23 protein-coding genes and 2 tRNA genes are annotated in these 25,033 nt (G+C 46.0%); 11 read left to right on the top strand and 14 right to left on the bottom strand.

Translation table 11 applies throughout. The features are described from left to right. Positions 1 to 216 precede the first annotated feature (216 nt). The 7 genes from A3GA_RS0104790 to A3GA_RS0104760 form a co-directional block, all read right to left on the bottom strand. Positions 217 to 1,569: an MATE family efflux transporter gene (locus A3GA_RS0104790; protein ID WP_018026254.1), complete on the bottom strand. Its 1,353-nt coding sequence runs from the start codon at positions 1,567 to 1,569 to the stop codon at positions 217 to 219. 146 nt (positions 1,570 to 1,715) lie between these two features. Further along, positions 1,716 to 2,129 carry a DUF1828 domain-containing protein gene (locus A3GA_RS11330; RefSeq protein ID WP_018026253.1) on the bottom strand — a complete coding sequence of 138 codons (414 nt, stop codon included), beginning with the start codon at positions 2,127 to 2,129 and terminating at the stop codon, positions 1,716 to 1,718. Between the two features lie 9 nt (positions 2,130 to 2,138). Next, positions 2,139 to 2,621, bottom strand: coding sequence for a hypothetical protein (locus tag A3GA_RS0104780; protein ID WP_018026252.1), 483 nt, complete (start codon positions 2,619 to 2,621; stop codon positions 2,139 to 2,141). Positions 2,622 to 3,200: 579 nt separating this feature from the next. Further along, positions 3,201 to 3,276: transfer RNA gene (locus tag A3GA_RS0104775), tRNA-His, on the bottom strand. Positions 3,277 to 3,412: 136 nt separating this feature from the next. Continuing rightward, a tRNA-Arg gene (locus tag A3GA_RS0104770) sits at positions 3,413 to 3,489 on the bottom strand. A gap of 117 nt (positions 3,490 to 3,606) precedes the next feature. Beyond that, positions 3,607 to 6,216, bottom strand: a complete 2,610-nt coding sequence (gene mutS, locus A3GA_RS0104765) for a DNA mismatch repair protein MutS (protein WP_018026251.1) — start codon at positions 6,214 to 6,216, stop codon at positions 3,607 to 3,609. A 327-nt stretch (positions 6,217 to 6,543) separates the two neighbouring features. Next, positions 6,544 to 8,052 carry an AMP nucleosidase gene (locus A3GA_RS0104760; RefSeq protein WP_018026250.1) on the bottom strand — a complete coding sequence of 503 codons (1,509 nt, stop codon included), beginning with the start codon at positions 8,050 to 8,052 and terminating at the stop codon, positions 6,544 to 6,546. A 93-nt stretch (positions 8,053 to 8,145) separates the two neighbouring features. Between A3GA_RS0104760 and A3GA_RS0104755 the strand changes: the two genes are divergently transcribed. Then, positions 8,146 to 9,000, top strand: coding sequence for a mechanosensitive ion channel family protein (locus A3GA_RS0104755; RefSeq protein ID WP_018026249.1), 855 nt, complete (start codon positions 8,146 to 8,148; stop codon positions 8,998 to 9,000). Between the two features lie 124 nt (positions 9,001 to 9,124). Here A3GA_RS0104755 and A3GA_RS0104750 read toward each other — a convergent pair whose 3' ends face one another. After that, the gene (locus A3GA_RS0104750; protein WP_018026248.1) at positions 9,125 to 9,889 is read right to left on the bottom strand and encodes an RNA methyltransferase; all 765 of its coding nucleotides are present in this window, start codon (positions 9,887 to 9,889) and stop codon (positions 9,125 to 9,127) included. 140 nt (positions 9,890 to 10,029) lie between these two features. Here A3GA_RS0104750 and A3GA_RS0104745 point away from each other — a divergent pair, with 140 nt between their 5' ends. Then, entirely contained in the window at positions 10,030 to 10,800 is a 771-nt protein-coding gene (locus A3GA_RS0104745; RefSeq protein WP_018026247.1) for an inositol monophosphatase family protein, read from the top strand. Positions 10,801 to 10,887: 87 nt separating this feature from the next. After that, the gene (locus A3GA_RS0104740; protein ID WP_026156806.1) at positions 10,888 to 11,739 is read left to right on the top strand and encodes an undecaprenyl-diphosphate phosphatase; all 852 of its coding nucleotides are present in this window, start codon (positions 10,888 to 10,890) and stop codon (positions 11,737 to 11,739) included. 7 nt (positions 11,740 to 11,746) lie between these two features. On the opposite strand, the gene A3GA_RS0104735 is transcribed toward A3GA_RS0104740, so the two are convergent. The 3 genes from A3GA_RS0104735 to A3GA_RS11800 are packed head-to-tail and all read right to left on the bottom strand — an operon-like array spanning position 11,747 to position 14,035. Beyond that, positions 11,747 to 12,517 (bottom strand): UDP-2,3-diacylglucosamine diphosphatase, encoded by a 771-nt coding sequence (locus tag A3GA_RS0104735; protein ID WP_026156805.1) that lies wholly within the window; start codon positions 12,515 to 12,517, stop codon positions 11,747 to 11,749. Continuing rightward, entirely contained in the window at positions 12,510 to 13,127 is a 618-nt protein-coding gene (locus tag A3GA_RS0104730) for a peptidylprolyl isomerase (protein WP_018026244.1), read from the bottom strand. The genes A3GA_RS0104735 and A3GA_RS0104730 overlap by 8 nt, the downstream gene beginning before the upstream one ends. Further along, positions 13,124 to 14,035 (bottom strand): tetratricopeptide repeat protein, encoded by a 912-nt coding sequence (locus tag A3GA_RS11800; RefSeq protein ID WP_018026243.1) that lies wholly within the window; start codon positions 14,033 to 14,035, stop codon positions 13,124 to 13,126. Before A3GA_RS11800 ends, A3GA_RS0104730 begins: the two co-directional genes overlap by 4 nt. Positions 14,036 to 14,123: 88 nt before the next feature. Between A3GA_RS11800 and cysS the strand changes: the two genes are divergently transcribed. Genes cysS through tilS form a run of 4 tightly spaced genes read left to right on the top strand, consistent with a single transcriptional unit; the run spans position 14,124 to position 18,298 of the window. Further along, positions 14,124 to 15,587 (top strand): cysteine--tRNA ligase, encoded by a 1,464-nt coding sequence (cysS, locus tag A3GA_RS0104720; RefSeq protein WP_026156804.1) that lies wholly within the window; start codon positions 14,124 to 14,126, stop codon positions 15,585 to 15,587. Between the two features lies 1 nt (position 15,588). Then, positions 15,589 to 16,224: a DNA-3-methyladenine glycosylase family protein gene (locus A3GA_RS0104715; RefSeq protein ID WP_018026241.1), complete on the top strand. Its 636-nt coding sequence runs from the start codon at positions 15,589 to 15,591 to the stop codon at positions 16,222 to 16,224. Between the two features lie 45 nt (positions 16,225 to 16,269). After that, positions 16,270 to 17,232, top strand: coding sequence for an acetyl-CoA carboxylase carboxyltransferase subunit alpha (locus tag A3GA_RS0104710; RefSeq protein WP_018026240.1), 963 nt, complete (start codon positions 16,270 to 16,272; stop codon positions 17,230 to 17,232). Next, positions 17,207 to 18,298 (top strand): tRNA lysidine(34) synthetase TilS, encoded by a 1,092-nt coding sequence (tilS, locus tag A3GA_RS0104705; protein ID WP_051052495.1) that lies wholly within the window; start codon positions 17,207 to 17,209, stop codon positions 18,296 to 18,298. The genes A3GA_RS0104710 and tilS overlap by 26 nt, the downstream gene beginning before the upstream one ends. Here the strand turns inward: tilS and A3GA_RS0104700 are convergent. Continuing rightward, the gene (locus A3GA_RS0104700; RefSeq protein WP_018026238.1) at positions 18,284 to 19,330 is read right to left on the bottom strand and encodes a YeiH family protein; all 1,047 of its coding nucleotides are present in this window, start codon (positions 19,328 to 19,330) and stop codon (positions 18,284 to 18,286) included. The genes tilS and A3GA_RS0104700 overlap by 15 nt on opposite strands. 158 nt (positions 19,331 to 19,488) lie before the next feature. Here A3GA_RS0104700 and A3GA_RS0104695 point away from each other — a divergent pair, with 158 nt between their 5' ends. The 4 genes from A3GA_RS0104695 to A3GA_RS0104680 all read left to right on the top strand — a co-directional run bounded on the left by A3GA_RS0104695 (position 19,489) and on the right by A3GA_RS0104680 (position 22,842). Continuing rightward, the gene (locus tag A3GA_RS0104695; RefSeq protein WP_018026237.1) at positions 19,489 to 20,391 is read left to right on the top strand and encodes a LysR substrate-binding domain-containing protein; all 903 of its coding nucleotides are present in this window, start codon (positions 19,489 to 19,491) and stop codon (positions 20,389 to 20,391) included. 72 nt (positions 20,392 to 20,463) lie between these two features. Beyond that, positions 20,464 to 21,321 carry an MBL fold metallo-hydrolase gene (locus A3GA_RS0104690; protein ID WP_018026236.1) on the top strand — a complete coding sequence of 286 codons (858 nt, stop codon included), beginning with the start codon at positions 20,464 to 20,466 and terminating at the stop codon, positions 21,319 to 21,321. 235 nt (positions 21,322 to 21,556) lie between these two features. Continuing rightward, entirely contained in the window at positions 21,557 to 21,934 is a 378-nt protein-coding gene (gene rplS, locus A3GA_RS0104685; protein ID WP_018026235.1) for a 50S ribosomal protein L19, read from the top strand. Between the two features lie 200 nt (positions 21,935 to 22,134). After that, positions 22,135 to 22,842, top strand: a complete 708-nt coding sequence (locus A3GA_RS0104680) for an NUDIX hydrolase (protein ID WP_018026234.1) — start codon at positions 22,135 to 22,137, stop codon at positions 22,840 to 22,842. A gap of 7 nt (positions 22,843 to 22,849) precedes the next feature. Here the strand turns inward: A3GA_RS0104680 and rsgA are convergent, their stop codons facing one another. Next, on the bottom strand, positions 22,850 to 23,746 hold the full coding sequence (gene rsgA, locus A3GA_RS0104675; protein WP_018026233.1) for a ribosome small subunit-dependent GTPase A: 897 nt from the start codon (positions 23,744 to 23,746) through the stop codon (positions 22,850 to 22,852). Further along, the gene (locus A3GA_RS0104670; protein ID WP_018026232.1) at positions 23,743 to 25,011 is read right to left on the bottom strand and encodes a M48 family metallopeptidase; all 1,269 of its coding nucleotides are present in this window, start codon (positions 25,009 to 25,011) and stop codon (positions 23,743 to 23,745) included. Before A3GA_RS0104670 ends, rsgA begins: the two co-directional genes overlap by 4 nt. Between the last annotated feature and the right edge of the window lie 22 nt (positions 25,012 to 25,033).

Below are 25,033 nucleotides of genomic sequence, written 5' to 3'. Positions count from 1 at the left end.
GGGGTGAAATTTGTCGAAAATTTCCAAAAAAAATCAAAAAATTTCCAAGTAGAACAGAAATCCGGTATTTAACTGCTTTTATGCAAAAGTCTCAACTTGTTCATGTAGTCAATGATCTCAGGATGACCTTTTAAACCCTTCATACTTAACTCCTTATGTTGTTAACTAGTCGTTATAACTTAATTATAACAGGATCAACTTATGTAAAATGCTCTTTTAGTCTTGCCACTTTGTTTGATTGACTATTCTCGGGTAGTAACGTAATAGCACTAGACCACGTACAATCACAAATATAATCAAGGCGAACCAGAGCCCGTTATTAGCAAGCGGGCCGATAAGTAAATAACCGCTTAATAGCATGCTTAGAAAGGCGATGACGGTGGAATTGCGCATGGCTTTACTATCCGTCACACCGACAAAAATACCGTCTAGCTGAAAGGTTGCAAAGGCGATAAAAATATAGCCAGCAGCAAAGGCTTTATGTTGATTGGCGATGCTTTGCAATTCGGCATCCGGCGTTAGGGCTTGGATAAAAAATTGGCCGCAGAAAAGTAGTAATAAGGCGAGTAGCAGGGAGCTAAAGGCAGCAATAACGCTGTTATCAATAACCGCTCGCAAGAAGCGTTGTCTTTTTCTTGCGCCATAGGCTTGGCCGACCTGCATTTCAGTGACATTAGCAAAGCCATCTAAAAAATAGGTTGCCATGGAAATAAACTGCAGCAGAATGTGGTTGGCAGCCAAGGTGGCATCACCGAAGCTCGCACCTTGACGAGCGAACCAGCCAAAACCGGCAAGTAGCGCCAAGGTGCGAATCATAATATCGCTATTTACTAGAAATAAAGCCTTAATTTTAGTGCTATCAAAAATTTGTGCCGAGAGTCTTTGATAATGTGAGCGCAGGGGAAGTATATCGAGCTTTTTGATAATTAAAAGCAGACCGTAACCAAGCGTCACCCATTCGGCAATTAAGGTGCCAAGCGCAATGCCCTTAACACCCATCGATAAAAACACCACAAAGAACACGTTTAAAAGCATATTCAAGCCATTCAAAAGCAGTTGAATCACAAGAATTTGCTTGGTCCAACCGAGACCAATAAAAATCCCCATTAGCGCAAAGGTGATCAAGGTGGCGGGCGCACCCCAAATGCGAATGATGAAATAGTCTTTGACTAAGGCATTAACTTCGGGGCTGGCGGATAAAAAATAGCTGGCTATGCTGCGGATGGGCTGCTGTAGTATGATGAGTGCCAAGCCGATAACGGTGCCTAGCATCAGGGTTCTAAATACCATGGTCAGCAATTCATCGTCGTTATTTGCACCCACGGCTTGGGAAATAAAGCCTGTCGTGCCAATGCGCAAAAAGCTGAAAGCCCAGTAAACAAAGCTGAAAATTAGCGAGGCTAAAGCAATCGCCGCCAGATCGGCTGTTTGACCCATTTGTCCGATCACGGCGGTATCAACCAGTCCCAGCAAGGGTACCGAAGCATTTGCCAGAATAATAGGCAGTGCTAATCGGAACAGCTTCAGATAGCTGGAAAAATCATTAAACAATGGTATACGAGTGGGCATTAAAGATTGTGAGGAATGGGTTGATTGTAAGGCGGCTGCTAGGCTCAGGGCTTATTATAGCAGACCCCTATGTCACGCCCGTCGTGCGATAGGCTTGCGGCTTGAGTGGCTGAAAAGTGGTTATTTAAGTCGCCATGCTTTTAGGGCTATTTAATTGTCTCGATAATATTAAGATCAACATTTATGTTTTCTTTTTCCCATGTGATTATATCTAAAAGGGCGCTTAGGTAGCTTGCAAAGCCGATTGAAGCCTCAGCGATTGAAGATGTTTTTTCTAAAATATTCTTCTCAAAAGTTAAGTTGTTTTTGGAGGCAATGGCGCTTAAAAAACTATATGTTATGTTTTTCTTAGCTCCGCTTAATCCTCTACCCAGAAAATGCAGAGCAAGCTCTCCATCATCAAAAAATCGTATGTGACTGTTGGCTATTTTCTCAACATAAAGCGGGAGCGTGTCTCCGTCCTCAAAAGTAAATGGCGTAGCAACGTAAGCCACCGTGCCTTCTTCGTTTAAGGGTTGGCATTCAAAACCTGTCATTTCAGCAAAGCTTTTACAAATCATAGTATGCCCTTATAACTCAAATGTTTCTGGGGCTCGTGGTCTCTTGTCAAAGTCAATACGTACCCGCAAGCAAAAATGGGAAAATGCTTGTTCAAAATCCCAATCAAGCCAATCCAACGAGCCATTCACGCGCCCCTCGGGATTGCGTCCTATATGTTCATGCGGCAGATTATGCCCAAAACTCTTTTTAATATTTTTAAAGCTTTTGGTTTCTAATTGGTAATAGCGAGTAGTACCCTTGTTTTTATATTCTACCTTTAACAAAGTGAATTTAAATAGTCTTTTCTTTGTCTTTGGTGAGTATTGTATCAATAATTCTACGATGAATTTTGTGCGTTCCAAGCTGTGCTTATCAAGTAGACCAAACGATAATTCGTAAGTTTCGCTAGCGTCATTAGAGAAAGACCAGTCCGGTAGATCCTCAGCATAAAATTTCTGAGTGCTCAGAAACTTTAGTACTTCTTCATAGGGCGGTGAAGAATCAATGCTCATACCTCATACCTTTGCCCTTGTTTTCTCTGTCCTCGTAATGTTTGAATGCGATTGCAGGTGCTTATGTCTGTTCGTTATGCGTTAATGTCTTCTGTGGTATAGACTGAACTGTTATCGCTGACTATTGCTAATCTTCCATCAGTTTGCACAATCAGACGCTTACTAAGCAGTAAGTCATTAAAGCTAACGATGTTAAAGTCTGCTGCTTCAAATTTATTTTATGTTTTCATGGCTGTATTGCCATCAACACACTAATCGCCTAGTTTTGGAGTACATCGCGCTTTTGCTAGATTGTTCAGAAGGTGTTGCTAAGCTTGATACGATATTGGGCTGTGGAGAACTTACAACAGGGTTAGTTTACAAGTGCTAGATGGCCAATACCTAGGGCGTGGATTTTATTATCCATGTTAAAGATGGGATAATATTACCATCAAGATGATAATTATTTAGTTTAAACTTTAATTATTTAATTTGTATTTAAACTAAGGGCAACTAGGATCGTGGCTTATTTTACTATTCCCATCGTTGAGAATTGAAATAATCTAAGTCAGTGTGGGAGATCAATTGAAAAGAAATTGATGGGGTGACCGATGGGGCTCGAACCCACGACAACCGGAATCACAATCCGGGACTCTACCAACTGAGCTACGGTCACCACAGAAGAATTAATAAGTATAGCAGGTAAATTTATTATGTCAATGAAAGAGGCCGCTACTACTTAAAAACTTCAGCTAGCTACGTGGATATGTTGTTAATACTCATCATATCTTAAGGCAGCTATCTCTGTTTGATGGCGCGCCAGGCGAGACTCGAACTCACAACCGCCCGCTTAGAAGGCGGGTGCTCTATCCAGTTGAGCTACTGGCACGGGAAAAAAGATATTCTACCCTATAATTTCTTTCTTGTCTAAGGCTTTAGGTTTTTTATCATTCAATAAAGTCATCGTGCGCACCCAGTACTTGCCTCAAAGGTGCAGCAAGAAGCCTTAGTCCCCACCGAATTGGTTTTTTAGCTGATACAGTAGATCTAAAGCCTCTCGAGGGCTGAGCGAGTCAGGATCAATCGCAGCAAGACTGTCTTTAAACGCTTTTAGCTCAAGCTGATCGTCATTTGCTTGTTGATTGATTTCCTCTAGCGGGGCACTAAATAAATCCAGCTGCGGGCGCTCCTCGGCCTTTAACTCCAAGTTATCCAGCTCACGCTTCGCTTGCCGAATAACTGCCATGGGGATACCAGCTCGTTGTGCCACTTGAATACCGTAACTACGATTGGCTGGACCCTCTTTAACCTCATGTAAAAAGACTAGCCCCTGCGCGGACTCAGCCGCACTTAAATGCACATTAGCAACGTCTTCAAACTGTTCTGGCAAGCGGGTTAACTCAAAATAATGGGTAGCAAAGAGCACTAATGCTTGATTATGTGTCAATAAACGGCAGGCAATGGCCCAAGCAAGCGCAAGACCGTCGTAGGTGGAGGTGCCGCGACCAATTTCATCCATCAGCACTAAGCTATTTGGCGTGGCGGCCGTTAAAATGGTTGCCGCCTCGGTCATTTCCACCATAAAGGTGGAGCGCCCGCCAGCTAAGTCATCAGCTGCGCCGATACGGGTAAAAATACGATCAATTAGGCCAATTTGAGCCGCCTCAGCCGGTACGAAACTACCCATCCGCGCTAGCAATACAATTAAGGCGGTCTGTCGCATATAGGTGGATTTACCACCCATATTTGGGCCAGTCACCAACAGCATACGTCGGCGTGCATCGAGTTGGCAATCATTGGGCGTAAAGCGCTCGATGCTGCGTTCGACAATGGGGTGACGTCCTTGCCTAATGTGAATCATTGGTCCCTCAATTAATTCGGGCAGTACCCATTGATTGGCATAGGCATGATGCGCTAGGGCCTTATACACGTCTAGTTGAGCCAAGGCGTGCGAGGCCTGATGCATGGCTTCAACATGGGCTTGTAATTGTATAATTAATTGCTCAAAAAGCCATTTTTCACGGCTTAAGCAACGATCCTTAGCGGAGAGAATTTTATCTTCCCACGCCTTTAGCTCCGGCGTAATATAGCGCTCAACATTTTTCAGGGTCTGGCGACGGCGGTATTCTGTGGGAACTTTTTCGATTTGTCCCTTGCTAACCTCAATAAAAAAGCCGTGCACGCGGTTATATTCCACCCGTAAATTACTAATACCGGTTTTTTCTCGTTCACGTGCTTCTAGTTGTTGTAAAAACTCGCCACTATCAGTCGTCAATCGGCGCAACTCATCGAGTTCACTATCAAAACCGTCGGCAATCACACCACCATCTCGCAGCATCGTGGCAGGCTCCGCTGCAATGGCTCCTTGTAATAGCTGCGCTGCTTCAGGATCAATTGTTAACAGCGTATGTAGTTTAAGTAACGCCGGTGTCTCGCTAAAGTTTGCCGCAATCAATTCACATAGCGCAGGTAGTTTGACTAAGGCATCGCGTAGCGCAGCTAATTCCTTTGGTCGCACTGAGCTAAGGGCAATGCGAGTCGCCACACGCTCAATATCTGGTGTGTTTTTTAAAAAACGCTCAAAACCCTGAATCGGATCATCGAAATGACGTGTGGTATAGAGATGATAAAAGGCCTGTACACAAAGCTGGCGCTCTAGAATCGGTGCATTGGCGCGTAAGGGGTGATGCAAAAAGCGACGCAATAAACGGCTTCCCATCGCTGTATGACAATGGTCTAACAGACTAAATAGGGTGGGACTACTGTCACCGCTAATGGTTTGGGTAATTTCTAAGTTTTTGCGGGTGACTGGATCTAAGATCAAATAGTCTTGCGTATCATCTGGCTGAATCGGTTTGATATGCGAGAGGCTACGCTTTTGTGTGTTTTCTACATAGCTTAATAAAGCCCCGGCGGCGATGGTAGCATTGGGTAGCTCATCTAAGCCGAAGGCGGTTAAACGATCGACTGAAAAATGGCTGCAAAGCTTGGCCTCGGCAGCACTTAACTCAAAATGCCAATCCGCTGTTTTGCTATACGCCGCTGGATAATTTAGTTCAAGCTTAAATGAGTCAGCTGTAATAATTTCTGCTGGCGCAATTCGATGCACTTCGGAGGCTAAATTATCAATGGCACATTCATTTACCCTAAATTCACCGCTGGCTAAGTTCATCCACGCGAGACCATATTTACGGTGGCGTGCTTTGTGACTAAGATAAATGGCTAACAGTGGACGATCGCTATTGCTTGGTAGCAGACTGTCATCGGTGAGGGTACCAGGGGTTACTGTGCGCACAATTTGTCGCTCGACAATGCCTTTGCTCGTTGCCGGATCGCCAATCTGCTCACAAATTGCCACAGATTCACCCATGGCGACCAAACGGGCTAAGTACTGCTCCATCGCATGCACCGGTACGCCAGCCATCGGGATAGGCTCACTGGTACCGCGGCTAGTTAGGGTGAGATTAAGTAGGCGTGCGGCTTTGATTGCATCATCATAAAACATCTCATAAAAGTCACCCATGCGATAAAACAGCAGCATCGAACCCGCTTCCTGTTTAAGCTTAAAGTATTGTCGCATCATGGGCGTATGGGATGATAAATCACTCGTTGTCATTAAAGCTATCACTTATTACTTGATTAGGAGGTGCCGCGTGCGGCTTGAAGGCTGCGGTTAAAGCGATGACTTATTGGCACTTGCTTGCAGCTATTCTGTGCGAATGTCGTGCTTAATATTATATGACAGTCTTAGGCTTTGCAACCAAGCCTGGTTGAGGATAGTATGACTGGCGCATAAAAATCCTAAGCGCCTGCAAGCGAAAATTAAGGGGCAGATTTAAGCTTAAACTATTATAGATCGTGCTATTAAAGCCGGACGCGATGGCGTCCGGCATCAAGTGAAAGCTTACTGCGGTGCATGTGATGTCAGCACCGCAAGCAAGGCTTAGTGAAAGGCGGTCTCAATAAAGCTTCTCAGCTTGCGCGAGTGGATACGTTCTTTGGGCATCTTTCTGAGTATTTCCAAGGCACGTATACCAATTTGCAGATGCTGCGCAACTTGAATTCGATAGAACTCTGTCGCCATGCCAGGCAGCTTTAATTCACCATACAATGGCTTATCGGACACGCATAATAAGGTGCCATAAGGCACTCTGAAACGAAAGCCATTGGCTGCGATGGTTGCTGACTCCATATCTAGGGCGATGGCACGGGATTGAGATAGGCGCTGCACCGGTCCCTCCTGATAACGCAGCTCCCAGTTTCTATTATCAATGCTGGCCACGGTACCAGTACGCATAATACGTTTTAACTCATAGTCTTTTAAGCCAGAAATTTCGGCAACCGCGTCCTCCAAGGCTACTTGTATCTCTGCCAGGGCGGGTATGGGCACAAAGAGGGGCAGATCCTCATCTAGCACATGGTCTTCACGCACATAGGCATGCGCTAACACATAATCACCTAACTGTTGGCTGCTGCGAAGTCCAGCGCAATGTCCCACCATCAACCAAGCGGTAGGGCGCAATACGGCAATATGATCGGTGATGGTCTTGGCATTGGAAGGACCAACGCCAATATTGACCAGTGTGATGCCGCTGCCGTCGGCTCGTTTTAAATGATAAGCAGGCATTTGCGGTTTTTTGACGCCGGCCGTTGCTGCTTTGATTTGCTCTGCACTCAGGAGCTTATCGACCAGAATATCCCCCGGTAACACCAGTTCGGTATAGCTTGAGTGATCTGATTGCACTTGTTCCCTGGCATAATGACAAAACTCTTCAACATAAAACTGATAATTGGTAAATAAAATAAACTGCTGAAAGTGCGCCGGTTTTGTGCCGGTGTAGTGCTGTAAACGCTGTAATGAATAATCCACCCGGGCCGCAGTAAAGGGGGCGAGTGGCATGGCTTTGCCAGGTGTTAAGGGGTAGGTGCCATTGACAATAGCATCATCAATTTGGGCCAGATTTGGCACATCAAAGTGATTCAGCATTTTCGCACCCACAGCATCGGTCAAAATAGCTGGACGCTCTTCGGCGAGGGTTTCATTTTGATTAAAACAAAAGTGCAGGGGGATAGGGGTTTGGGATTCACCGATTTCTACACTGCATTGGTGATTTTTAATTAAGAGTGTAATTTGCTCAATTAAATACTGCTTAAATAAATCTGGTCGTGTTACGGTCGTCTCATACACCCCAGGACCCTCCACAAAGCCGTAGGAGAGGCGTGAGTCCACATCGTGGTGATGAGTGATCTGTAAACGAACGGCAGGATAAAAGGCACGAATGGCCTGATTTTCTGGTAGCTTTTGAGCGGTGTATTGATGAAAGTGTTGACGTATAAAATTGCAGTTTCTTTCATAAATAAAGTGTAATTGCTCCCACGCTTTTTCGGCATCATCAAATGCTTGAAAAGGGATTCTCTGGGGGCTGATTATATTTCTGACCTGATTAAACATTGCTACAACCTGTTTCAATATGATTTGCTTTTATTGCTCATCTAAGTATAAAGTCTCAATGTGACAATTAATACTATTTTATTAGGAGTTCTGATGTTCGAAACCATTAGTCCATATATCCCGCTACTGGAAAAGTTTGTGATCGACTTTGTCAGTGCCATTGTGATTTTAATACTAGGGTGGGCTATTTCTAATTTGGTGTGTCGAGCCATTCGTCGCCTTGGCCATACCAAGCGTAAGGTGGATACCACCGCATTGCCGATGATTAGTTCCTTTGTGCAATGGATTATTCGTATTTTGACCATTGTGGTCGTCCTGTCCCAGTTCGGTGTGCAGACCGCCAGTTTAATTGCTGCTTTAGGTGCGGCCGGTGTGGCCATTGGTTTGGCTTTGCAAGGCACGCTACAGAATATTGCGGCGGGCATTATGTTGTTAAGCTTACGTCCCTTAGCGCAAGGGGAGTATGTGAGCATTGGTGGTAATTATGAAGGTACGGTTGAGGAAATCGGCTTGTTCTTAACCAGTATCAAGCAGGCTAATGGTATTTTGCTTACCATACCGAATAGTACGGTGTGGAATAGCACCATTATTAATTTTAGTCGTAATGCCAATCGTCGTATCGATTTACCCGTTGCGCTGCATTACGGTGAAGATACAGAGGAAGCCATTGCCTTGCTGAAGCGATTATTAGAGCGCAATGAGCAAGTGATTAAGGATTTACCTTATTCTGTGTATGTGAATGAGTATCGTGAAAATAGCTTAGTACTTAATTTACGTGCATGGGTACCGGCTGCTGTGTATTTTGACGAGTTGTCGAAAATCATGTTGGGTGTACGCAAAACGCTTGAGGCTGCGGGCTTTGATTTACCCTTTACCCGGGTTGAGCATATTTCGGTGGCGCATGCTAAGCAAGACCTTGAAAATGCCTTAGCGGATGAGTCGGAGTAGACAGGATAGGCAGTGATGTCGTTGAGTTCGGGGAGCGCCTTAGCCTTAGTTTAAGGCGCTTTATTTTTATATATGGCAGCTACCTTAGGACAAAGGTCACGCTTCAGTCCTGTGAGGGCATGGCTTAAGCTGAATTGGCGTGTTTGAGGATTTGTGTGCAAACGCCGCGCAACATATCGCATTCATTTTGCGTAAGGCGGCTGCGCATTAACCAGTAACGCATTTTTAACATGGTTTGTTTAGGGCGTTCGGGGTCAATAAACTCAATGGCCTCCAGCGCCTCTTGCCAATGGGCCATCAGTGCCTCCACCTTTTCTTGCGGTGCTAGGGGATCCTGAGCGGGTGCAGGGAAGTGCGCAGCGCTAGTTGGTTCAGCATGGATGGCGCTAGCCTCATCGCTGTCTTTTGCCTCAAGCAAAGCATAGCGTAGCTCCCAGGCGGTGAGTTGCATGGCTTGGGCGATGTTTAAGGAGCTGTAGTTGGGGTTGGCTGGGATATAGCAAATATAGTGACAATGACTGATTTGCTCATTACTCAGACCACTACGCTCAGTACCAAATACCACGGCTACTTGGTGCGCTGAATCCGCCGCTAAGTGATTTTTGGCTAATTGTGCCGCAGCGCGTAGATGCAGACAGTTGGGCCCTATATCGCGGGGGCGGGCGGTCAGTGCGAAGCTGAGTGTGGTGCCTTGTAAGGCCTCCTCAAAGCTAGCGAACTCAAGGCTATTAGCAAGCACATCTTGGGCGCCGCTGGCAAATGCTATGGCTTCTTCATGTTGCATCATCTGCTCAAAGTGCGGTTTTACTAAGCGCAATCGCTCAAAACCCATGGTTTTCATGGCGCGTGCGGCAGCACCGACATTACCCGGGTGGCTGGGATTGGTCATTATAAAATGTGTTCTTGCGAGTGAATTGATGCTCATGCTGTTTATCTTCTAACTATTACTAGGAAAAGTCTAGCTTAGGTAGCTCAAAATTGTGTTGTCATTTAAAATAGTGATTTTACTAAACTTGTTCTGTAATAATCATGCACCCAATGCTTAATACTGCCATTAAGGCAGCCCGTCGCGCCGGAAATATCATTAACCGTGCCAGTTTACATCTAGATAAAATCTCCATCTCCACCAAGGGTCCAGGCGATTATGTCACCGATATTGATCGTCATGCTGAGGAAGCTATTATTCAGATTTTGAGTGAGGCATATCCTGATCACGCCTTTGTGGCCGAGGAGTCGGGTATTACCGGGGACTCTGAGTATCGTTGGATTATCGATCCCTTAGACGGTACTAAGAATTTTATTCATGGTTTTCCTAATTATGCCGTTTCCATCGCCTTAGCCGTACGTGGTCAGATTGAACAGGCAGTGATTTACGATCCTAATCGCAATGAGCTCTTTACGGCGAGTCGTGGGGGCGGGGCCTTTTTAAATGATCGCCGTATTCGTGTCAGTCCTTGTCCTAGCTTGGATGTGGCGATTATTAGCGTGGCTAGTAAGTTTAGTGCTGAGCATGCTGATACGCAGTTTATTAATGAATTAATTAGTCGCAGTAATGGCTTCCGTCGCTTAGGTAGTACGGTGCTAGAGCTGGCTTATTTAGCTTGTGGTCGTTTAGACGCCTACTGTGGTCTTAAGCAAAATGCCTGGGATACTGCGGCCGGTAGTTTATTGGTGTTGGAGGCCGGTGGTTTAATTGGTGATTGGCAAGGGGAGCAGAATTGGATGCGTACGGGTAATGTACTCGCCGCTAGCCCCAAGATCTTCGCTCAATTAGTGCAGACCTTAAATGCAGCGAAGTAGTATCGCAAATATTTTCACGCATGAGGCTAAGTAAGCACGATAGGGACTTAGCCTTTCAATGTAGCTTAGCGCTAATTCCATAAGTCATTGAGTATGAATATTATTTATCTTTTAAAAGCCGCATTTATCGGTATGATTGAGGGCTTAAGCGAGTTTTTACCGATTTCTAGCACAGCGCATTTAATTATTTGGGGTGATTGGATTAATTTTGACTCCGGTGAGGTTAAAGTCTACGAAATCGTGATTCAGTTTGGCTCTATTCTTGCCGTTATTTGGATTTATCGTCATTATCTGCTGGAGTTGTTGGGCGGTTTGTTGCGGCGTGAACAAAAGTATGTATTGGTGACGCGTAATCTTATTTTGGCCTTTCTGCCGGCAGCGGTGATTGGTTTATTGATTATTGATCAAGTGGCTAAACTACTGGACGGCAAGTTCTTTGTCTATGTGTTTACACTTATCGTCGGTGGTTTGATTATGTTATGGGTGGAAAGTCGCCCGCATATGAGTAAGGCCAATCAGTTGATTGATGAGAATACACCGCTAGGCGCAGGGCTGGAAAAAATCACTTGGAAGCAGGCCTTGGTGGTGGGCTTTGCTCAATGTTTGGCGATGGTGCCAGGCACCTCACGTTCAGGTGCCACCATTATTTCCGGTATGATTGCCGGTATTCCACGTCGCACGGCGACTGAGTTTTCTTTCTTTTTGGCGATGCCAACCATGCTGGCGGCGACCGTGCTAAGCCTATATAAATATGGTGATCAGCTGAGTGATGAAAATATCTCAGCGATCGTGGTTGGTTTTATTTTTGCTTTTTTAAGTGCTTTGGTGTTAGTGCGAGCGATTCTACGCTTTGTTTCTAAATTCAGTTATAAACCATTTGCGATTTACCGTATTATTTTTGGTGCCGTGGTTGGTTTATGGGCGCTAGGTTATTTGTAAAGCAGGCTTAAGCGCTGATCAATTGCACACCGTCTTTAGTTAAGATGGCATAGCCCTGGCGGGGAGCTGCTTGATCTAGCTCCCAGTCAGGTAGCACCACACGCCAATAGCTTTTGCCATTAAGCGTTATCAGGTGCTGCTGCGGCTTATGGGTATGTCCATGAATCATGCCATGAAGCCCTGGATGCTGCTCAAACACACGCCTAACAGCAGCTTCTGTCACATCACCGCGCTGGTGCTGGTAATTAGGCGCAGCCTGCTTGCTTTGGCTTTTTTTACGTGCCTTATTGGCAATTGCTAGGCGCCATGTGAGCGGGAGTTTAAAAAATAGCTGTTGTAGCCAAGCTTGACGCGTCCATGCTCTAAAGAGCATAAAGCCCCTATCGTCGGTGCATAGCTCATCGCCATGACTAAGATAAACCGCTAGATCATCAACATGTAAAATAATTTGATCGGCTAATAGTCTTGCCCCAAGCCGTTCGGCTAAGGCGTGACCAATCAGGAAATCACGATTGCCACGGATTAAATAGAGCGGTTTTTGAGCGGCAAAGCGCTGTAGCTGAGTGAGTGCCTCTGTTAACCATGGCTCTGGCTGGTGCATGGCAATATCATCGCCAATCCAGTAATTGAAAATATCCCCCACCAGAATCAAGCTGTCGGCGGCGCTTGCAGCCTCTGCTAAAAAGTCGTAGAAAGCTTGGTTAGTACGGGGGATAGTGGGCCCCAGATGAATATCTGAGGCCAAATAAACCGTGCCTGTGAGAGACAGTTTATTCAACAATTTCTGCGCTTTGGATAATTACGTCTTCACGTGGTACGTCGCCGTGGAAACCGCGGGTACCGGTGGCTACCTTTTCAATCGCATCTACTACCTCAGTGCCCTCAACCACTTTACCGAAAACGGCGTAGCCCCAACCTTGAACGCTAGGAGCGGTGAAGTTAAGGAAGTCGTTATCGTTGGTGTTAATAAAGAATTGTGCAGAGGCAGAATGCGGATCTTGAGTACGCGCCATGGCGATGGTGTACTTATCATTTTTTAAACCGTTATCCGCTTCGTTGGTAATGGGCGCGTTTGTGTTTTTCTGATTCATACCTGGCTCAAAACCGCCACCTTGAATCATAAAATTAGGAATCACGCGGTGGAAAATCACATTGCTGTAAAAACCGTTTTTCACATAGTCAAGAAAGTTTTGCGTGGTGATAGGCGCTTTAGCACCATCTAATTCCAAAACAATATCACCCATATTAGTTACTAATTTAACGCGTGTATTTGACATAGCACTTAAATCCTTTTGATTACTTGTTTGTGATAGCACCGTCGTTGCAGGTGCCATAGTGAATGTGGCCGCTAGTGTTAATGCGACTAAACGGCTTGATTTTAACATCATTTGCTTTGTCCTCTCTCAATGATTTGACGAATTGACTGTGCGGCCTCAGCAGCGCCGGGAACCCGTTGTTTGGCAGCGATCTCAAAGCTTTGTTGGGCTTTGAGTAAATGTACCATCGCCAAATTGCGTTGTGCCAAGCCATAGTTAGGTCGGAGTGTTGTTGCCATGCTGAGTGACTCATAGGCTTCATCCAATAAGCCCAAGCTCATTTGCAGTGCGGCTAAGTTATTATAAGGTTCTGGTAGCTCCGGGTACTTGCTGTTTAAGTCCTTATAGCGTGCCAGTGCTTGTTGGTATTGGCCCAAGCCACTATAGGCACGTGCTTCTAAAAAGCGTAACTGTACATCTTCGCCTGGGCTTTCAATATAGCCAGTACTACTGAAGACCTTGTTGATTTCATCTAAGGCGGCTTGATAACGTCCTGCATTAATAAGGGCGTTAATGCGATTGCTTAATTGACTACGGCTCTCGGGCAGACTGGTGTCGACCTTGGGTTCTAGCTTTTGTAAAAGATTAGCTAAGCCCTGCCAACCACCATCCGTAGCTGCATTGCTTGGTGCTGAGCTGGTCAGACCGCTAGCAGAAGTACTACCAGCAGGTACTGTCGCTGCTTGATTAAGCGTATGGAGCTCGATAGGGGTGACCGAGATTTGTCCGTAGGGCGCATCATAGAGTGTTTGATCCAAGGGTTCTAGCTTGAGACTATCCGCTATCTCTAAACTTAGATCATCACTGACGGGTACCGCACCGCCTTGGGGGTAGGCTTGTATCACCTGACCGCCTTCGTTCATCTGCAGTGGTACTTCAGGTAAATCAGTCAAAGGGATGTACTGCGCCGACACCGGTGCATAAAGGCCACTTAAAGCAAAGCTAAAAGCAATATATAAAGGTATCTTTCTCTTATTCATCGGGGCAATACTCAACAGAAAAGGTGTTAGATTGCTATACTTAACGATCTAAATTAATCCTCTATTGTAACTTTATTTCTCATAATCTATGTTGATATATAACTCTTTAACACGTCGCAAGGATGAATTAAAGCCTGTTGAAGCAAATAAAATCCGCATGTACGTCTGTGGTATGACGGTTTATGACTTTTGTCATCTAGGTCATGCGCGTATGTTGGTGAGTTTTGATGTGGTTCAGCGTTGGTTGCGTTGCCAGGGTTATGAGGTTACCTATGTACGCAATATCACGGATATCGATGATAAGATTATCCGTCGTGCGGTGGCGACACAGCAGCCTTTGCATCAGGTGACGAGTTTTTTCACTGAGGCGATGCATGCTGATGAGCGTGCCTTATCGGTGCAAGCACCGGATCATGAGCCACGCGCGACGCGTCATGTACAGGGGATGGTGGAAATTATTCAAGCACTTGAAGAAAAGGGCTTGGCTTATCAGAGTGATGACGGTGATGTTAATTATCGTGTTCGCAGTTTTCCCGAGTACGGCAAGCTTTCTGGACGTAGTCCGGATGAAATGCGTGCGGGTGAGCGTGTAGCTATTTCTGACGCCAAGGAGGATCCCTTGGACTTTGTGTTGTGGAAGGCCTCCAAAGCAGAGGATCCTGAGGATAGTAAGTGGGATTCACCCTACGGTGTGGGTCGTCCAGGATGGCATATTGAGTGTTCGGCCATGAGTCGCGATTTGTTAGGTATGCCGCTAGATATTCATGGCGGTGGTCCAGATTTAAAATTTCCACACCACGAAAATGAAATAGCTCAATCCGAGGGAGCCTTTGGTGGCACCTTAGCAAATCACTGGATGCACTGTGGTCCCTTGATGGTGGATAATGACAAAATGTCTAAATCACTGGGTAATTTTATGACCATTCGTCAGGTGATCGGCACCGATAAGACGAATCCCGAGGTGGCGGACTATCCCTATCATGTGCGTGAAGCGGAGATGTTACGCTTTTTTATCGCACGTAATCACTACCGCAGTCAGCAAAATTTTGCCCCTGACAATCTAAATGACGCCCAACATGCACTCGATCGTTTTTATCAAGGCTTAAATAATCTCGGTTTTGAAGGGGTAGAGCCTGCAGTTGAAATTGATTGGGACAGCGATTACGCCAAAGTCTTTAAGGCGGCGATGAATGATGATTTTAATACGCCTGTGGCGATTGCGGTTCTATTCGAGATGTTAACTCAGGTAAACCGTGAGGGAGATCGTGCTTTAGCGGCACAGATGCGTGCTTTAGGCGGCCTCTTAGGCATTTTACAGCAGGATCCGGTGGTCTATTTACGTTCTTACTCACGCTATACCCGTTTAGGTAGTGAGCAAAGTAGCGACAGTGCCTTAACTGAGGCTGAGGTTGAAGGCTTGATTCAGCAACGTAGTGAGGCCAAGGCGGCCCGAGATTTTGCCCTGGCCGATCATATTCGGGACCAATTAAAGCAAGCCGGTATTGAGTTAGAGGATAAGCCCGGTGGTTTGACCCAGTGGCGCAGGATTTAGTATGGCTAGCAAAGGCACAAAGCCGGCGTATTGGGATGAGGCGGTTGAGCATTTAAAAGCAAATGACCGTATTCTCAATAAAATTATTCAGCAATATGAGGGTGAGTACTTTGCCGCCACCACGCAAGGTGCTTTTAGTACCTTGGTGCGCTCGCTGATTTCGGTGCAGTCTTCCGAGGCTCGTGCGAATCAGGTCTGGCGTAATTTAGTTCAATTATGCGGTCAGCAACCTACCGTCCAGTGTATCTCTGCACGCACGGTGGAGCAATTGTTAGCCATCGGTATTGCCAAGCGTAAGGCCGGTAATTTGATTGATCTTGCTAATCACTTTGAAGCTAGAACCGTTAATCCTAAAAAATGGTCTAAAATGTCGGATCAAGAAGTGATAAATGAGCTGTGTCAGATTCGCGGCATTGGGGCATGGACGGCGCAGATGTTTTTAATATTTAATTTACATCGGCCTAATGTTTTACCTTTGGAGGATGCCAGACTACTTAAGGCGGTCTCCAAGCATTATTTTAGTGGTGAGCCGGTGTCGCGTTTTGAAGTGCGTGAGCTGGCTGATAATTGGCAGCCTTGGCAGACGGTAGCGACTTGGTATATGTGGCGTAGTATGCTTGACGATGCTGTGGCATAGCAACGATATTTCACTCAGTAGAGTAAAAGGCTATAGAGCAAAAAGATGAAAAACACCTATTTGGAATTTGAAAAACCAATCGAAGAGTTGGAGCAGAAGATTGATCAATTACGCCATATGTCCGGCGACTCCGTGGTTGATATATCCGAGGAGATCACTAAGCTTCAGCAAAAGAGTGACGACTTAACTGAGTCCATTTATAAGAAGTTATCGCCTTGGCAGACTGCATTGGTAGCGCGTCATCCACAGCGTCCTTATACCCTGGATTATATTGACGGCTTATTTACTGATTTTTATGAGTTGCATGGCGACCGTATGTATGCGGATGATCCTTCGATTGTCGGTGGCTTAGCTCGTTTTAATGGTGAGCCTTGTGTGGTGATTGGTCACCAAAAGGGTCGTGACACCAAGGAGCGGGCGCGCCGTAATTTTGGTATGCCTAGGCCCGAGGGTTATCGTAAGGCGTTGCGTTTTATGCGTTTAGCTGAAAAGTTCGACTTACCGATCTTTACCTTTATCGATACCCCGGGTGCTTACCCAGGTATTGGTGCGGAGGAGCGTGGTCAGTCGGAGGCGATTGGGCAAAATCTTTACGCCATGGCTGAGTTAAAGGTGCCTTTAATTGCGACCATTATCGGTGAAGGCGGTTCTGGTGGTGCCTTGGCAATTGCGGTGGGTGATGTGGTGCAAATGTTGCAATATGCGACCTATGCAGTGATATCGCCCGAGGGGTGCGCCTCAATTCTATGGCGCAGTGCCGACAAAGCGCCGGTGGCAGCCGAGGCCTTGGCTATTACGGCACCAAAATTAGAGCAATTGGGTCTTATTGATAAGGTCATTCCTGAGCCTGTCGGCGGCGCGCATCGTGACCATCAGCTCATGTACCGTAACTTACGTCGCGCCTTGACTGAAGCGTTACGCTCATTACACGGCATGAGTGCTACTCAGTTAGTGGATCGTCGCCTTGAGCGTTTAATGGCTTATGGTAGCTTCGTTGAAAAAGCCTAAGGCGCTAAGCGAGCATTACCATCCCTCCTTAATTCCTTTTTATGAAGCGAAATCGACGAGCGGCTTAATGAAGCCACTCGTCGATTTATTGCGCTCACTTCAATCGGCTAATCCCACCGCTACGCCAGCCCTCCGTATTGCCGTGGGCTTAAGCGGTGGCGCCGACTCCTCTATGCTGCTGGCGGCTATGATCCCTATGGTCCGCAAGTTTAATATTAGCTTGCATGTGCTTCATATTCATCATGGTTTGATGTCTGAGGCAGACGTTTGGGCGGAGCATTGCCAGGCCCTAGCGGCGTATTTGGGTGCTCACTGTGAGGTGCTGCGGGTGACGGTGGCACGGCATTCTGGTCTAGGTGAGGAGGCAGCCGCACGTCTCGCACGCTATCAAGCCTATAGTGACTATTGTCAAGCGCATCAGATTCAGCATTTTATTTTGGCGCATCATCTGAATGATCAAGCGGAAACCTTATTATTGCGTTTGTTGCGAGGTAGTGGGGTCAAGGGGATGGGAGGCATGCAGCATGAACATCGTTATGGCGGTGTGAGCTATCATCGGCCTTGGTTGCAACTAGAACGTCAAGTGATTATGGAAGCTGCAGCGCGATTTACGGCGCTCAGCGGCTTTGAGATGATTAAGGATCCGAGTAATCTAGATCTGCGTTATAAGCGAGGTGCCTTGCGACGCTTGCTGGTTCCGGGGCTGGAGCGGGCGTGGCCGCAATGGAAGCAGACGCTTAGTCGCCATGCCCGCCTGATGGCGGAGGCGCAGGCCTTGTTGGAAGAGGTGGCGGCGGCTGATTTAGAACAATTGGATTTAGGCCCTGGGGCAAGCGACTTTAGTTTGCTTGCGTGGCGTCAGCTTTCAGCGCGGAGGCAGGCGCATGTGTTGCGTTATTGGTTGAGCTTGCATGATATCCCCATGCCAACGGAAAGGCGCCTGCAAGATTGGCTACGTCAATTGAGAGAAGTGCATCAATTAGGCTTTGATCGCAGCCTCACGCTACAGCATCAATGCTATCGGATTGCGGTAGTGCGAGGCCGCGTGTGTTTAGGCAAAGAGTAGCTGTAAAGCCATGCCTGCCGTCATTAACCAGATAAAAACTATCAAGCCTAATGCAAAGGGGCGTGGTCCAGCGGCTCTGAGAGTGGCAAATTGCGTACCGAGCCCTAAACCAGCCATCGCCATCATCAGTAAGATATTGTCCACAAATAAAATATTGTTGAGCCAATCAGCGGGGATGGGGAGTACCGAATTCACACCAATCATGATTAAAAACCAAACTGCAAACCACGGTAGAGCTAATCGTTTAGGGGCATTGTCATCGCTCGTATTATCGTCTTTTTTACGATAAAAAATAAAGGAAATGGCAAATAAAAAGGGCGCTAACATAATCACACGCACCATTTTGGACAGAATGGCCGTATCTGCTACCTCAGGTCCTAAGACCTTGCCAATAGCGACCACCTGCGCAACTTCATGCACTGAGGAACCGACATAGACCCCAAAGGCCGACTCGCTAATATAGTGTGTAAAGAGTGGAAATAACATTGGATAAATAAAAATCGCCAGCGTACCGAACAGAACGATGATTGTCACGGCTTGGCTGACGGCCGAGGTTTTCGCCCGAGCGACCGAGGCGGTGGCCATAATTGCCGCAGCACCGCATATGCTACAGCCTGCGCCACTTAAAATGCTAGTGTCTTTATCCATTTTTAGTACCTTGGTGCCGAGCCAGTAGGTTAGGACAAAGGTTGAAATGAGCATTACTGCGTCAATTAGAATGGCTTGTAGACCAAGTGCCCAGACCTTATTCACGGTTAAATTAAAACCATACAGAATAATCCCTAAGCGTAAGAGCTTACTTTTAGCAAAGGTCACGCCAGGATTAGCAGTATGACTCAGATATTTAAAAAAGGTATTGCCGACGATCATGCCCAGTAAGATGGAAAAAATCAATGGACTTAGACCATAGGCTTGACCAACGCCCAAACGGACCAAGACGGTAGAGGCAATCACAATGGCAGCGATTAAAAGTAAACCGGGCAGTAACGCTTTGGCATGACTAAAGAATGATGTATGTTGGGTTTGACTCATGGTGACAGAAGCAATAAAAATAGCATGAAGATTAATACGGTTTTTATATTACAGATTTTTGTTTATAAATAAAAATCAGTAATATCTATATAATTAATCAGTAATATTGATATATTTATTCAAATCTCTTCACCTTAATCACGAGGAAGCACCCAGCCATGCGTATTAGCTTAAAGCAATTAGAAATATTTTTAGCGGTTTATCATTGTGGTAGTACGGTGGCAGCGGCGAAACAGGTGTTTTTATCCCAATCCGCCATCAGTATGGCTTTGGCCGAATTGGAAAAACAGCTCGATACCACCTTATTTCAACGTGTGGCTAAGCGTCTTATTCCTACACAGCAAGCTCATTTGCTGAGTCCTTTAGCAAGCAATGCATTAAAGCAGGTGGAACAGATTGAGTATTTGTTTAATCTTAAAGTAGAGCGCCTAGTGATTGGGGCGAGTACCACCATCGCCAATTATCTGTTGCCGAGATTGATTCGTGATTTTCAACAACAGCATCCGAACATCGATATACGCTTAGCTATTTTTAATAGTAGCGATGTTTGCCAGGGCTTACTGAATTATGACTATGATGTGGGCTTTATTGAGGGAGAAAATCCATTTGTTGAATTAAAGGCGAGCAAATGGATGGACGATGAAATGGTCTTATTTGCAGCTACACATAGTCGTTTTTTGCCAGCGCATAAGACCTTGAAAAGTATTCGCGAGCTAGAAGCAATCCCCTTAATTTTACGTGAGATTGGTTCGGGTACGCGTAGCTTTGTGCAAAGGCATTTATTGCAGTATTTAGAACGTTCAGCAGTGATTGAATTGGGTAATTCTGAAGCGATTAAGCAGGCGGTCATTAATGATCTAGGGGTGGGCTGTTTGTCACGCTTTGCCTTAGAGGATTTGTTGGCCTTAGGCAAAATCAAGATCCTGACAATAGAGCAAAGTGAGCCTTTAAGGCGCCCTTTATATTTATTGGAAAATAAACAAAGCACGCATTCTGAGGCCTATCAAACATTTGTGGATTTTGCGTTTAATTATCGCTTTGACGGCATGACATCAGTCTAGAGATCAGGTACGATATCCATATAACTTTAGAATATATGAATATGACCAAAAGTAATTAAGGAGATGTGAGTTATGCAGGTCAAAGAGTTTTTTCACGAAGATACTTTTACCTATAGTTATGTAGTCAGTGATCCGAGCACAAAAAAAGCCGCCATTATTGATTCGGTACTAGACTATGATGCGGCCGCTGGTCGTACCTCGACGCAAGCGGCGGATGCGGTGATAGCTTATATTAAGGCACAAGGGCTAGCGGTAGAGTGGCTATTAGAGACGCATATTCATGCCGATCATCTGTCGGCAGCACCTTATTTAAAGGAGCAGCTCGGAGGCTGTATTGCTATCGGCGAGTATATTACGACGGTGCAAGAGGTTTTTGGTGATTTATTTAATGTCGAAAAAGACTTTAGACGTGATGGGACTCAGTTTGACCATGTGTTTAAAGACGGTGATACCTTTAGTATTGGCGACTTGCAGGCGCGCGTTATGCATACTCCGGGCCATACCCCAGCCTGTCTTAGCTATGTGATTGAAAATGCTGTGTTTGTCGGGGATACATTATTTATGCCTGATTATGGCACAGCGCGTTGTGACTTCCCGGGAGGCGATGCGGCCACCTTATACCAATCGATTCAAAAGTTATTTGCCTTACCCGATGATACGGTAGTGTATCTTTGCCATGATTATAAGGCACCGGGGCGTGATTATTATGACTTTAAAACGACCATTCAGGCGCAGCGTCTGCATAATATTCACGTCGGTGGCGGTGCGACTGAAGCGGACTTTGTCAAAATGCGCACGGCGCGTGATGCTACGCTGAGTATGCCAAAGTTGATTTTACCCTCAGTGCAGCTCAATATGCGGGCAGGGGAGCTACCACCACCAGAGGATAATGGCACCTCCTACATTAAAATCCCAATTAATCAGCTCTAATTTGTCCTCACCGTCGCCCTTGGGTGAGAGGGCGTTGCTTTTATGAGCGAGAGGAGTTTTTTTAGCGCATTATTGATTGACAAGTAGCTGATTTTAAGGATAAAATGTTTGGCTTACTCATCCTCTGGCAATTAAGCTACCGCAGTGTGTAGCTTACATGTATGAGCTCGTAGTCGACCAAGAACAAGAGCCGCATGGAGCGTTTTCGTTGTGTATGATGATTTGGAGTCTATCAATGAACTTAATTCAAACTCTTGAACAGGAAGAGATTCAGCGCCTTACTGAGGGCAAGACCTTACCTGAATTTGGCCCTGGTGATACCGTTGTAGTAAATGTTAACGTGATCGAGGGTAATCGTAAGCGTACTCAGGCTTATGAGGGCGTTGTGATTGCTAAGCGCAATCGCGGTCTAAACTCTGCTTTTACCGTGCGTAAGATTTCCTCTGGTGAGGCGGTAGAGCGTACTTTCCAATTGTACTCTCAGCAAATCGCTTCTATCGAAGTTAAGCGTCGCGGTGCCGTGCGTCGTGCCAAGCTTTACTACTTACGTAATCGCTCTGGTAAAGCTGCACGTATTAAAGAGAAGTTGGTTCGTAAAGCCGTTGCTAAGTAGTTTTTAGTCGCTCCGCTTCGTCGAACGATTTTCTTAAAAGCATGTCTAACGTTTATTCGTCAGCATGCTTTTTTTGCGTCTAGGGTCGTCTACTATGGACTAATCGCTTGAGCGCAGTGAGCACAGCTTGGCGCTGGTAGATTGCTAATCCCATAGCGTCCGATATAATATACACAATCGATTAAATAATACGTGCTGTCATGACTCAGTCTTCTTCTCGTCCGCATTCCTCCGTGCCCGATTTTAATCCCCTGACACAGCCTTCGGTGTCGGCAGGTTTCGGTTTGCCAGTGATTGCTGAGGATGAGTTGCCACAACTGATGCAACGCGCATTTTCCCCGGACTATGTATGGCAACAGGATGAGCTAGTGGCGCGTTGGAATTCGCAAAAATCGGTGATTAAAAGCAGCTTTATTGAGGCAGGTGTATTGATACCCATGATCAGTAAAGATGATGAGACACAGATCGTGTTGACAAAGCGCTCGTCCAAGTTACGTAATCATCGTGGTCAGATTTGCTTTCCTGGTGGGCGTTTTGATGCGAGCGATAGTAGCTTAGAGGATGCTGCCCTGCGTGAGACCGAAGAAGAGATTGGGGTGGAGCGCTCTAGCATCTCGGTGTTTGGCGAGATGCCGATATTTTATACCGGTACAGGTTTTGCGATGAGCGCTTATTTGGGGTGGTTAAGTGAGGTCTCGCGCTTTGTGATTGATGCGCGAGAAGTGGAGGAGGTTTTTTTGGTGCCACTGAGTTATTTAACTGATCCGAATAACTATCGTCTTTACACAGCAGAGCGTGACGGTATGGCTTTTAATTATTATGGGGTTAACTGGGCGCATCACTTTATCTGGGGTGCAACTGCTTCGATTCTACGTAACCTCTATCAACGTCTGCAGCAAGCGCGCTAGTTAGGGTTTACCACCTTTTGGCTGCCTCATTTTCAGCAATAATCCGTTGGTACAATTGATAGCGCTCGGGCTGTATTTGCCCTTGCTCTAGGGCGGCAATGACGCCACAGCCAGGTTCTTGTAGATGTCGGCAATTGTAAAAGCGACATTGCTTAAGCGCCTCATTAAACTCCGGAAAGCCTTTGATAATCTGCTCATCGCTCAGATGGAGTAAGCCGAAGTTTTGAAAGCCAGGTGAATCAATTAAGGAAGCAACAAGCTCACCGTTATTATGAATATCGTAAAGCTCGGTTTTTGTGGTGGTATGACGACCAGTGCCTAAGGCTTGAGAATGTGCTTGTGTATGGGCTTTGGCCTCAGGTGCCAGTACATTTAAAATGCTGGATTTACCCATCGCACTTTGTCCTAGTAAAAGTGCCGTCTGCCCCTTAATCAGTGGTAGTAGCTTAGCACTTAAATCCTCGCTGTCGGTGATGGTGCATTCAATGATCTCAACGCCTAGCTGATGATATAGCTGGAGACGTGTTCTGGCCTCCGCTAGACCGCTTTCTATATCGATTTTATTTAAAATAATATAGGGTTTAAGCGTTTCATTCCAGGCGGCGGTTAAGGCTCGCCCCAACAAATCCTCAGAAAATCTGGGCTCCACGGCGGTGATAAATAAAAGCACATCGACATTAGCGGCAAATTGCTTGCTCCGCATTTCATCGCTACGATAGAGTAAATTCCTACGCTCATGCACTGTTTCAATGCGTGCTTCATTTTGACCTTGTGCTGATATGGTGACATAATCACCGACGCAAATCCCTGCACGTTTGCCGCGCGTATAGCAATGCCATAATTGATCCTCAACGCGCGCCACATAATGTCGACCATGGGCAGAGATAATGCGTCCTTGCATCATGCTGCTGCTCCCATCAGGCGCTTAAGGTGTTGAATCCGAATGATGGCCGGTGGGTGGCTATCATAATAGGCGGAAAACATCGGATCCGGCGTGAGGGTACTGGCATTATCGTCGTAGAGCTTAACCAAGGCAGCAATGAGTGCATTGGCATCGCTGTGTTGAGCGGCAAAGGCATCTGCTTCAAATTCATCACGGCGTGATAAGCGACTATTGAGTGGGGTGAGCCAAAACGTGAAGCTTGGTATGACTAAGGCAAAAAGTACCAAGCTTAAGGCATGATCATGCTGTTGCTCCCCTAACGGCACACCCAAACCCTCGTAGAACCAGCTTTTATCACTAACATAGCCAAGTAGTGCGAAAAAGATAAAGCTGCCGATCACCATCCAGGCTAAGCGCTTAATAATATGTTTATGCTTAAAATGCCCAAGCTCGTGTGCCATAATGGCTTCAATCTCATTTGCCCCCAATTTGTTAAGGAGCGTGTCAAAAAAGACAATACGACGATTGCTACCGAAACCCGTGAAAAAGGCATTGCCGTGTGAGCTGCGTTTGGAGCTGTCCATCACAAAAAGACCGCTTAGCTGAAAATCACAGCGATTGGCTAGGCTTTCGATTTTGTCTTTTACCTCGCCCTCATCTAAGGGCGTGAATTTATTAAATAAAGGCATTAACCAAGTAGGCGCTATATACATCATCACTGCCATAAAGACGAGCACCACTAACCAGGCCCAAAACCACCATTGCTCGGTGCTTTGCATCAGATATAAAATAGCCCATAAAATGGCACTACCCAATACCAGCGAAAGGGCCGAGCTCATGAGGGTGTCTTTGATAAATAAGCCGGGCGTAGTGCGATTAAAACCGTATTTTTGTTCAAGTCTAAAGGTTTTGTAAATCGCAAAGGGCAAGCCTAACACGCTTAATATTAGCTGGACACAAAGAATAAAGAGAATGGATTTAAAAATCGTTGGCTCCGCTGCTAAGCCAAAGGCCTGGTAGAGCCAATGAAGACCGCCTAAGATGGTGAGCGCCAACAGTATCACCACATCATAAAATAACTGAAGTTGACTGAGTCTTAAGCGCTCCAAGCTGTAGCGTGCAGCGCGTTGATGGCTTTTTAAGCTAATCTGCTCAGCAAACTCTGCAGGTACGGCGCTGGCATGTTTTGAGATAGCGCGGATTTGGCGGATATTTAACCAGGTGTGAATGGCAAAATCCAGAATAATTAAGCTAATAAATAAAAATGTAAAATGATGTGCTTGCATGGCGTTTAGTATAAATAATCGT

The sequence above is a fragment of the Oligella urethralis DSM 7531 genome, from assembly GCF_000372065.1.
Classification (GTDB): domain Bacteria; phylum Pseudomonadota; class Gammaproteobacteria; order Burkholderiales; family Burkholderiaceae_B; genus Oligella; species Oligella urethralis.
This window is presented reverse-complemented; position numbering and strand designations above follow the sequence as displayed.